We start from the raw sequence: 10,242 nt of genomic DNA, 5'->3' as shown, positions 1-10,242 counted from the left end.
TTAAAATCATAGAAGAAAAACCACCTTATATTCCAAAAAATGCAATAGATATGCCTTTTTGGGATTCTTTTTTTGAAGAAAATTTAAAACAAAAACCTATTACTGACACCATTTTTATCCATAAAGAAGCCTTTCAAATAATACAAGAGCATATAGGTTTTGGAAAAAATATAGAAGACAACCAAGTTGAACAAGGTGGATTACTATTTGGAGAGGTAATAAAACAAAAAGACAAAGATGGTAATAAAAATTTTATAGGAATTGTTAATTTTGCATTAGCAGCTAAAACAGCAGAAGGCTCTATGCGACACCTACACTTCAATCATCAGACGTGGCACACCTTGTTAGAACAACAAGAAAAAATTGAAGCCAAAGCCTCTAAAAAACAACTTATTGGTTGGTATCACACACATCCAAGACACTTACAGGTCTATTTTTCTCACGTTGATAAACAAAACCATCTTACTTTTTTTGATGCAGACTGGCACTTTGGACTGGTTTTGAATCCACAACGAGAAGAAATGAAGTGTTTTCTAGGAAATGATTTTAGGGAGGTTTTTTGTGTTTTAGAATGAAGTTATTTAAAAATGGACAAAAGTTAGCTTGAATGAAGTATAGAGTAAATTTTATTTATTATTTCTCGTTCAAGCATTCTGCTTGGACGCACTTTTTAGACTACGCCGACTTTCAGTTCGTCAGCATATGCTGACGAAACGGTAAGCACAAGATGAAATCTTGCGCTAGAAAACCATTCTTAAACAAGTTCAATAAATATTCTCACGTAAAAAAAATAGAATAGATAAAAATATCTTCCATTACAAGAATATGCTTAACAGAACTTTTTTGTCTTCTCCTGTTTATTTTAAAAGTAGCTCATCTAATCATCATTTCAAACCAAAATGATTGATTGGACTATTACCTTTACCTAAGTCCATGTTTTTACCTTTCTCAATGGCTTGATTCACGTAATTACATCCTTTTTCAATTGCCACGTCTAATTCAAAGCCTAAACATAAAAAGGTAGCGATACTTGAAGATAGACTACAACCTGTTCCATGTGTATTTTTTGTATTTATTTTGGGATTATAAATTTTATGAATGCTATTTGTTTCACGATTGAACAAAATGTCTAGCATTATATCTTCTTCCCTCTCTAAATGTCCTCCTTTTAGTAGAACAGAAGTATTATAGCTTCGTCCAATTTCTTGGGCTGAAGCTTCAAAATTACTACTATTTATAGAATGATTCACCAATAGTTCTGCTTCAGATATATTGGGAGTAATAAGCCTTGCCTGTGGTAGAAATTCCTTTAAACAGTCTATGGCATTATCTGTAATCAGCTTATCGCCCGAGGTCGCCACCATTACAGGGTCTAATACGATATTTTTCACATGGTATTCTGATAATTTTACTGCAACAGTTTGAATTACTTCACAAGAATGTAGCATTCCTATTTTGACTGCACCAAAATGAATATCATCCAAAACAGCTTCTAGTTGTTTTTCTAGGTGTGCAATAGGAATGGCATGAATATCAAACACACCTTGTGTGTTTTGAGCCGTAGTGGCTGTAATTACACTCGCTGCATATGCACCACAAGCACTTATACTTTTAATATCTGCTTGAATTCCTGCACCTCCACCCGAATCGCTCCCTGCGATAGTCAATACGCTTTTATAGGTTTGTTTCATATTTTCCAAGATTCTTTGTTATAAGCACTATCCCAAAACATCCACTCTAGTTTTGATGATTTTTCAAAGGCTAAATTCATCTCTTCAATCGTTTTCTCAGAGACTGTTTGTGCGTATCTGTCTGTAATTTTTATGGCTTGACGGACAGAGTTGGCAAAATCTTCTCCACCATACGTATTTATCCAATCTTGATAAGGATTATTTGCTTTGCCAGTTTGATGTTCCAAAATATAATCACCAATTTGTTTGTAGATAGTAAAACAAGGCAAAACGGCTGCTAATCCTATTTCGGTAGGTTGCATATAAATTTTACTGGCTAAAAAGCTAGTGTAAAACTCACAGGATGGCGAAGGAGTAGTGATAACTTTTGAATCTTTCAAAAAATTCTGATGCAGAGCATTTTCAACATGAATAGTTTCTGTGGCTGCTTTTAAGAAAAACTGAGTATCTGTTTCATCTGAGCATTTGATGGCTAAAGCTGCCAACATTTTCTTATACACAGCTAAGTATTGAGCATCTTGATTGATATAAAAATTAAATATATCTTTAGAAAGTGTTCCGTCCATCAACTCAATAATGAAAGGATGTTTTTTTATTTCTTGTAGGATATAATCTGTTTGTTTATTTATTTTTTCGTACCAGCTTGACATACAATATTTTTTAACGTTTTTGTTTCTATTTTAGGGTTGTCTGCCTTTGAAATAGCTGAAATAACAGCGATTCCATCTGCGCCATTTTGAATAATTTGAGCAGTATTTTTTTTATTAATTCCTCCAATGCAGACTATTGGCTTAGAGCTAATTTGTTTTATTTTTTTTAGTCCCTCAATGCCCAATGGCTCATCTAAATCCTTCGTTTTGGTGGTCGTTCCAAAAATGGGAGAGATTCCGATATAATCAATTTCTAAATCATTAGCTTGTGTGGCTTGACAGATATTACTTACTGAAAGCCCAATAATTTTATCTTTTCCCAATAGCTTTCTTGCTACAGAAACAGGCATATCTTTTTGACCTACATGGACACCCTCTGCATTAATTGCTAAGGCAATATCAATTCTATCATTGACAATACACGGAACGCCATATTTCTCACAAAGCGACTTTGTTTTTAAAGCTCTATAAAAAAATGATTTCGTATCAAGATTTTTTTCTCTCAGTTGTATGATGCTTGCTCCACCTCTTAGGCTATCTTCCAAAATCTGAAAAAATAAGGAATCATTAGTTATTCTATCATCAGTTACATACATTAAGGAATAATCTACTTGCTTCATTGCAACTGGTTTAAATTAGATAAGCTATCTAAAAAGCTCATTTCAAAACTACCTGTCCCTTTTGCTGTTTTAGCTGCCATATTACCAGCACTCCCCATAATTTTCATCGCAACAGTAGAAGCTAGTTGATAATCAGACTCTACAGCAATACAAGCTCCTACAATGGCTGTGGCAGTACACCCCATTCCTGTAACCTTAGACATCATGGCATCACCATCAGTTATCTCATTGATTTTGTCTTGTGTAATGATATAATCTGTTGCTCCACTAATAATGATAGTATTACCAAGTTCGTTAGAGAGTTTTTGAGCAGCACTAATGGCAGCATCAGAACTAGCTGTGCTATCTACTCCCTTTGTAGAGTTAGTTATTTCTGCTAAAGCCATAATTTCTGAGGCATTTCCTCTAATCACATTAGGTCTTGCTGTACTAATTATTTTTTTAGCTGTTTCGGTTCTGTACTTCGATGCGCCTACTCCAACAGGGTCAAAAACAAAGGGTTTGTTCAACTCTTTTGCTTTGTGGGCTGCCAAAATCATAGCCTCTACCCAGTTTTTACTTAACGTTCCCATATTGATTACCAACGATGATGAAATGGAAACAATATCTTCTACTTCCTCTACAGCGTGAGCCATCACAGGAGATGCTCCGATAGCTAGAAGTGCGTTTGCCGTGTTGTTCATCACCACATAATTTGTGATATTATGCACTAGAGGTGTAGTCTTTCGTAATTCTGTCAAAACATCATTGAAGCGATTCAATTCAGACATAATAATTTTGTTTAGTATTTTTTTAAATCAGAAAAGCCACTCTCACAACTGCGTGCGAAAGTGGCTTGTATAATTATATTTACTATAATTAAAATTATAGTATTTATTTTCTTTACAATACTCGTTTTCCTACGCTGTTATTAAACATTTCAGGTTCATAGGGTATAATCTCAGCTATTTTATAAGCACCCCTAACGATTTGGCAAAGCTAGTATTTTTTTAGATAGCTACAAATATTTAATTTGTTTTTTTAGCTCTTCCATAAAAGTATAAAATAATCACATCTCAACCTTTGTTATAGAGGATTAGGGCTACTGTACTAAAATCAAAATCTCTATATTAAAGGTTATCACGGTTATTAAAGATGAAAATTTTATATTTCCCTTTGTTTCATATTTTCCTGTGGTTGGTAGCTTTTGTGTTGTAAGATGTTACCTTCATAATTTATGTAATATTTTAGGTTTGTTTTTATCTGACTGTGATGTCTTTGTTACTTCCAAGTAAGACAATTACAATAAGACAAGAAAAGGGGCTTTATTTCTACTCAAAAAAGAATTTGTAGTTTTGAAACAATTGAAAATCAAAAAGTGAAATGATTTTAGGAGGTTTGTTGTATTTTAGAATAAATATTCTCACGTAAAAAATAGAAAAAATGAAAATACCAACCATTACAGGACTTATAGAAAGACGAATTTTAATCAATTATCAAATTGATGCACAAGTATTAGAAAAATATTTGCCAAAGCCATTTCATCCTAAAATCGTAAAAGAAAAGGGAATCGCAGGCATTTGCCTGATTCGTCTTAAAGAAGTTCGTCCGACTGGTTTCCCAAAGTTTATAGGAGTTTCATCAGAAAATGGAGCGCACAGAATTGCTGTTGAATGGACAGATAAAGAAGGAGTTATGAGAGAAGGAGTTTTCATCCCTCGTAGAGATACCTCTTCCAAACTAAACTCTTGGGCAGGTAATAAAGTATTTTCTGGCGTGCATTATCTTGCTAATTTTGATGTAAAAGAGGAAAACAATCATTATCAAGTTAGTTTCATTAGTAAAGATGAGACTTCTTTGTCTATAAAAGCCAAACCAACTCACAACTGGAACAGTGAAAGCGTTTTTGAAAGTATAGAAGAGGCTTCTGATTTTTTCGAACAAGGAAGGTTAGGCTATTCTCCAATACCTAACAAAGATTGTTTTGATGGCTTAGAACTTCAGACCGATAATTGGAAAGTGCATCCTTTAGAAGTAGAAAATGTTCATTCTAGTTTTTTTGAAGATGTGTCTATTTTCCCCAAAGGTTCTATAAAGTTTGACAACGCACTTCTAATGAAAAATATTGAGCATAAATGGATTGGAAAAAAAGCAATAAAAAGTAGATAATTTATTTTTTGCAAACAATCAGTTCTATTTCTCCCATTTTTGCAGCCGTCTCTGAAAATGAACTCGCATGAGAACCATATATTTTTGAAGTTTTTGACAGACAAGCCACGTCGATATATGCATCTTGCACTCCTTTTTCTGAATCTCTATCAAAGGCTTTTTCTTTATTAATAATTATTCTGTTCCCAAATAATTGTATAAGTTCTTTTTCAGTGGTTTTCTCGTCGGTAGCTAAGAAAAAATTCGTTTTTTCATCATCAGCTATCTCCTCATTCATCTTTTCTATAAAAAGTGATAAAGGACTTTTCTCTATTGCTCCTGCGTGGTCAGTTCGTCGGATATGTAAGCCAATTGTTGCTTCTGTAAATGTATGGGTAATTTTATTGATTTTTTCACTGATTTCATAGTGAGGTATAAAGCTAGAAAACGGCAAAGCCATTGTTTCATCCTCCATAGAATATTTATTGGGATAGTCTATTTCAAAATCAAAGCAAGAAACGATATAGAGCGACTTATATTTTTTGAGATTATTAAAATCAAATTCATTTTCTATTAAATCAAAAATTTCATTGAGGTAGATAATTTTATCACAACCTTTTTCTTTTCCTAAAATCTTTCGAAGCCTATACGACTTTTGATAGTTTTTTTCAGTAGGCTCAATCGCATTCCAAACTTTTAGCATTTGTACTGGATGAAATATATTTTTACCAGTAAAAGGCAGCGTTTCTACTACTTTTATTTTTTTATTTTCCTTAAATAGGCTTTTATAGCTTGCTCCTAACTCGTGATTATTTTCCCAAATTACAGTAACAAAATCCGTTTTATCTGTGGTTTTTAGAAGATGTAAGACAGATTCTATCGCTCTTAGACGATTACAAAGTCCTCCAATTGGTTGTACAACAATTTTTTCTAACATGATTTATTTCTCATACTAAAGTATGAGCTATATTTTTAGGTTATATTTTTACACGAAATTACTAAACTGATTGTAAAATTGATTTGATAAACTTCTTTTTTTCTCTAATTTTAAAAAATCAAACAACACAAACACGCTAAAGCACTAATTACTCTTTCCTATTTCAAAAAACAGAAGTCATTTACTGCATTTTTTACTGGTAACTGATAACTGGTAACTGATAACTGAACACATGCAAAAAGAAACTATAAAAAAACTAGACCGTATTTTGGTGGCTAACCGTGGTGAAATTGCCATTCGCATTTTACGTGCTGCCTCCGAACTCAATATTCGAACGGTAGCTATCTATACCTATGAAGACCGTTATTCTCTTCACAGATACAAAGCAGATGAAGCCTATCAAATCGGAACAGAAGACGACCCTTTAAAGCCTTACTTGGATATTGAAGAAATTATTGCACTTGCTAAGGCAAAAAAAATAGATGCAATCCACCCTGGATATGGTTTTTTATCAGAGAATGTTCATTTTGCAAGTCGTTGTCGTGAGGAAGGAATTATTTTTATAGGTCCTCAACCAGAGGTAATGAATCAGTTAGGCGACAAAGTAGCTGCAAAAATTATTGCTCGTCGTGCGTTAGTTCCAGTAATCGAAGACAGCCAAGAAAATCTAACTACCCCAGAAGTTGCAGCTAAAGAAGCCAAAAGAATTGGCTATCCAGTCATCATAAAAGCTGCTGGTGGAGGTGGAGGACGTGGAATGCGTGTTTGTCATGATGAAGCCACACTCATAAAATCTTTTAAAGAAGCCAAAAGCGAAGCAAAAAAAGCTTTTAACGATGATACTATTTTCTTAGAAAAATATATAGACAATCCGAAGCATATCGAAGTGCAAATAATGGCTGATAATTATGGCAGAACTGTCCATTTGTTTGAACGTGATTGTTCGGTTCAACGTCGTTTTCAAAAGGTTGTTGAAGTTGCGCCAAGCCTTACCCTTTCAGAAACTACAAAATATGCTTTGTACGATTATGCTTTATCGATTGCAAAAGAAGTAAAATACAACAATGTCGGAACAGTTGAGTTTTTGGTAGATGCAGCTGAAAATATTTATTTCATTGAAGTAAATCCACGTGTGCAAGTTGAACATACTATCACAGAGGAGGTTACAGGCATCGATATTGTTCGCACACAAATTTTGATTGCACAAGGTTATCCACTTACAGACAAAAGAATTTATATTCATAGTCAAGCTGATGTTCCTTGTAAAGGTTTTGCCATTCAGTGTCGTATCACAACAGAAGACCCTGCTAATAATTTCAAACCCGATTTTGGTCTGATTGTCGCCTATCGTTCGGCTGATGGTTACGGAATCCGTTTAGATGCAGGAAATTGTTATACAGGAGCTAGAATTTCTCCGTTTTTTGACCCTATGTTGATTAAAGTTTCGGCAAAAGGGCGTACACTTTGGGGAGCTGCCGTTCGTTTGCATCGTGCTTTGAGAGAATTTAGAATTAGAGGAGTCAAGACAAATATTGACTTTTTGTTGAATGTAATTTCTCATCCGACGTTCCAAAAAGGAGAAGCTACTGTTAAGTTTATAGACAATCATCCAGAGCTTTTTGAAATGCCTCGCCGTTTGGATAGAGGAACAAAAATCTTACGCTACATTGCTGAAACGACTGTCAATGGAAACGAGAGTGTAAAGAAATTAGACCCAACTAAGACATTCAGAACACCAAAAATTCCAGATTTTGATAAAAAATATCAAGATAAGTTTCCAAAAGGAACAAAAGACAAACTAGAAAAACTGGGCAGAGAAGATTTCTGTAAATGGCTTAAGAAAGATAAAGCCATTCATTACACCGATACTACTTTGAGAGATGCTCACCAGTCGCTTTTGGCTACTCGTGTTCGTCCTTATGATATGCTTTCTGTAACAGAAAGTTTTGCTAAAAATCATCCAGAAGTTTTCTCTTTAGAAATGTGGGGAGGAGCAACTTTTGATGTTTCGATGCGTTTTCTGCACGAAGACCCGTGGGAAAGACTAAAAAATATAAGAAAAGCTGCTCCAAATATTTTGTTACAGATGCTACTTCGTGGCTCAAATGCAGTAGGTTATAAAGCCTATCCAGATAATTTGGTTATTAAATTTATAGAAGAAGCTGCTCAAAATGGTATTGATATTTTCCGTGTTTTTGATTCTCTCAACTGGGTAGAAGCCATGAAAGTAAGCATCAAAACGATTAGAAAACACACCAATTCACTTGCTGAAGCCTGTATTTGTTATACTGGTGATATTATTACCAATCCGAAAGGAAAATACAATTTAGAATATTATTTGGATTTAGCTAAAAAATTAGAAGACGAAGGAGCGCATATTTTAGCCATTAAGGATATGGCAGGGCTTCTAAGACCTTATGCTGCCGAACTTTTGATTTCCAAACTCAAAGAAACTGTCAGCTTACCCATCCATTTACACACACACGATACGTCTTCTATTCAATCGGCTACTTATCTGAAAGCGATTGAGGCAGGTGTTGATGTAGTAGATGTTGCTTTGGCTTCTATGTCTGGCTTGACTTCTCAACCTTCTTTCAATTCTATGGTGGCTGCTATGGAAGGACACGAGCGTGAACAGAAAATTTATTTACCAAAACTCAATGCCTTTTCAAATTACTGGGAGGATATAAGAGAATATTATTATCCGTTTGAGTCTGACTTAAAAGCAGGCACAGCAGAAGTTTATGAACACGAAATTCCGGGAGGACAATATTCAAATCTTCGCCCACAGGCAGAGTCTTTAGGTTTGGGAGACAAATTCCAAGAAGTAAAGAAAAATTATGCTGTGGCAAATGAGCTTTTTGGAGATTTAGTAAAAGTAACACCAAGCTCAAAAGTAGTAGGCGATTTTGCTTTATTTATGACTGCAAATGGCTATACAAAAGCTGATATTTTAGAAAAAGGTGCAACGATGTCTTTTCCTGAATCAATAAAAGAGATGATGCGTGGAGATTTGGGGCAACCACAAGGAGGTTTTCCAAAGAAAGTACAAAAACTTATTCTTAAAAAGGAAAAACCTTTTACAGAACGTCCGAATGCACATTTAGAGCCAATAGATTGGGAAAAGGAATGGAAAACGTTTAAGAAAGAGTTTAAAAATGCAAATGAACTAGATTTGATTTCGTATTTACTTTATCCAAAAGTATTTACAGATTTTTATAATACAGTTCAAGAGTATGGCGATGTTTCTATTTTACCTACCAAAATTTTCTTCTATGGCATTCAGCCCAACGAAGAAATTATGATTGATATTGCCGAAGGAAAAACGCTTATTGTAAAACTTCGCTCTATTAGCCAGCCAGATGAAGATGGAATGAAAACAGTTACTTTTGATATGAACGGACAGATTCGTCGTGTCAGAGTATTAGATAAGAGCTTGAAAATTGAAAAAATCAGTAACCAAAAAGCAAGTGCGACTGATGAGGGAGAAATAGGTTCGCCACTTCAAGGAAAAATTGCTGAAGTATTGGTAAAAGAAGGCGATACTGTAAAAGCTGGAGACTCTCTTTTTATCATTGAGGCAATGAAAATGGAAACTACTGTTAGCACACCTAAAGCAGGAACCATCAAGAAAATTGTTTTGAATGGTGGCTCAATGGTAGAGCAAGATGACTTGGTTGTGGTAGTAGAGTAAAGACAAAAAAAATGCTGATTGAAATTTCAATCAGCATTTTTTTATAATCTAGTTTCCTTTGATAGGCTCGTCTAGGTTAGTAGATGAGGTTCTTGTTAATATATATGTATTTGAATCTCCTTCAATTTCAATTTCATTATCAGAGAAAGATTTTATCTCATATTTCTGGAAATCTGATAAATGTAAAAACATCCTTCCTTCCGTATCACTTGACATATACCAAAGTCCTGTAACTGCACCTCTTGTAAAAGGTTCATTCGGAGCTATCAGAAATGTACCATCTTTTTCAAGTTCTAAAATATAATCAATCGCTTCTGGATCTAAAGCGTTCATATTCCAAATACCAGCAGCACGTTGTTCATATTCTGTCATATCAATAGGGTCGACTGGATATTCTATTCCTATTGGATTAGCTGAGTTTCTAGTAGTGATTTCTGTTTGTTTAATATCTGCTGCTCTTTGGGTTTCTTCTACTACTTCATCAATACAACTAGAAAAACTAAAAGCTATAATACTGGCTGAA

The 10,242-nt window shown here is 34.3% G+C and carries 9 protein-coding genes and 1 riboswitch; of the genes, 3 read left to right on the top strand and 6 right to left on the bottom strand.

Annotated elements, in window-relative coordinates; all coding sequences use genetic code 11:
- Nucleotides 1-575 (top strand): Mov34/MPN/PAD-1 family protein (locus tag QZ659_RS19120; RefSeq protein ID WP_291728425.1); only part of this gene is annotated, 575 nt, incomplete at its 5' end.
- 309 nt (nucleotides 576-884) lie between these two features.
- Here QZ659_RS19120 and thiD read toward each other — a convergent pair.
- From thiD to thiM, 4 genes are read right to left on the bottom strand one after another with little or no spacing between them, the layout of a single operon-like run.
- Complete coding sequence (gene thiD, locus QZ659_RS19115) at nucleotides 885-1,691, bottom strand: bifunctional hydroxymethylpyrimidine kinase/phosphomethylpyrimidine kinase (protein ID WP_291728423.1); 807 nt, start codon at nucleotides 1,689-1,691, stop codon at nucleotides 885-887.
- Nucleotides 1,688-2,341, bottom strand: a complete 654-nt coding sequence (locus tag QZ659_RS19110; protein WP_291728421.1) for a TenA family protein — start codon at nucleotides 2,339-2,341, stop codon at nucleotides 1,688-1,690. The genes thiD and QZ659_RS19110 overlap by 4 nt, the downstream gene beginning before the upstream one ends.
- On the bottom strand, nucleotides 2,317-2,961 hold the full coding sequence (gene thiE / locus QZ659_RS19105) for a thiamine phosphate synthase (RefSeq protein WP_291728419.1): 645 nt from the start codon (nucleotides 2,959-2,961) through the stop codon (nucleotides 2,317-2,319). The genes QZ659_RS19110 and thiE overlap by 25 nt, the downstream gene beginning before the upstream one ends.
- Nucleotides 2,958-3,731, bottom strand: a complete 774-nt coding sequence (thiM, locus tag QZ659_RS19100; protein ID WP_291728417.1) for a hydroxyethylthiazole kinase — start codon at nucleotides 3,729-3,731, stop codon at nucleotides 2,958-2,960. Before thiM ends, thiE begins: the two co-directional genes overlap by 4 nt.
- 109 nt (nucleotides 3,732-3,840) lie before the next feature.
- Nucleotides 3,841-3,934, bottom strand: a riboswitch (TPP riboswitch).
- A gap of 449 nt (nucleotides 3,935-4,383) precedes the next feature.
- Here thiM and QZ659_RS19095 point away from each other — a divergent pair.
- Nucleotides 4,384-5,109: a DUF2071 domain-containing protein gene (locus tag QZ659_RS19095; protein WP_291728415.1), complete on the top strand. Its 726-nt coding sequence runs from the start codon at nucleotides 4,384-4,386 to the stop codon at nucleotides 5,107-5,109.
- A gap of 1 nt (nucleotide 5,110) precedes the next feature.
- Here the strand turns inward: QZ659_RS19095 and QZ659_RS19090 are convergent, their stop codons facing one another.
- On the bottom strand, nucleotides 5,111-6,025 hold the full coding sequence (locus QZ659_RS19090) for a hypothetical protein (RefSeq protein WP_291728413.1): 915 nt from the start codon (nucleotides 6,023-6,025) through the stop codon (nucleotides 5,111-5,113).
- Between the two features lie 232 nt (nucleotides 6,026-6,257).
- On the opposite strand from QZ659_RS19090, the gene QZ659_RS19085 reads away from it, so the two are divergent.
- Complete coding sequence (locus tag QZ659_RS19085; protein ID WP_291728411.1) at nucleotides 6,258-9,719, top strand: pyruvate carboxylase; 3,462 nt, start codon at nucleotides 6,258-6,260, stop codon at nucleotides 9,717-9,719.
- Nucleotides 9,720-9,767: 48 nt separating this feature from the next.
- On the opposite strand, the gene QZ659_RS19080 is transcribed toward QZ659_RS19085, so the two are convergent.
- Nucleotides 9,768-10,242, bottom strand: a 475-nt coding sequence (locus tag QZ659_RS19080) for a hypothetical protein (protein ID WP_291728409.1), incomplete at its 5' end; no start/stop codon positions are given.

This window comes from Bernardetia sp. (assembly GCF_020630935.1).
Lineage (GTDB): Bacteria > Bacteroidota > Bacteroidia > Cytophagales > Bernardetiaceae > Bernardetia.
Note: the sequence above shows the minus strand (reverse complement) of the source record. Positions and strands in the feature narration are given on the sequence as shown.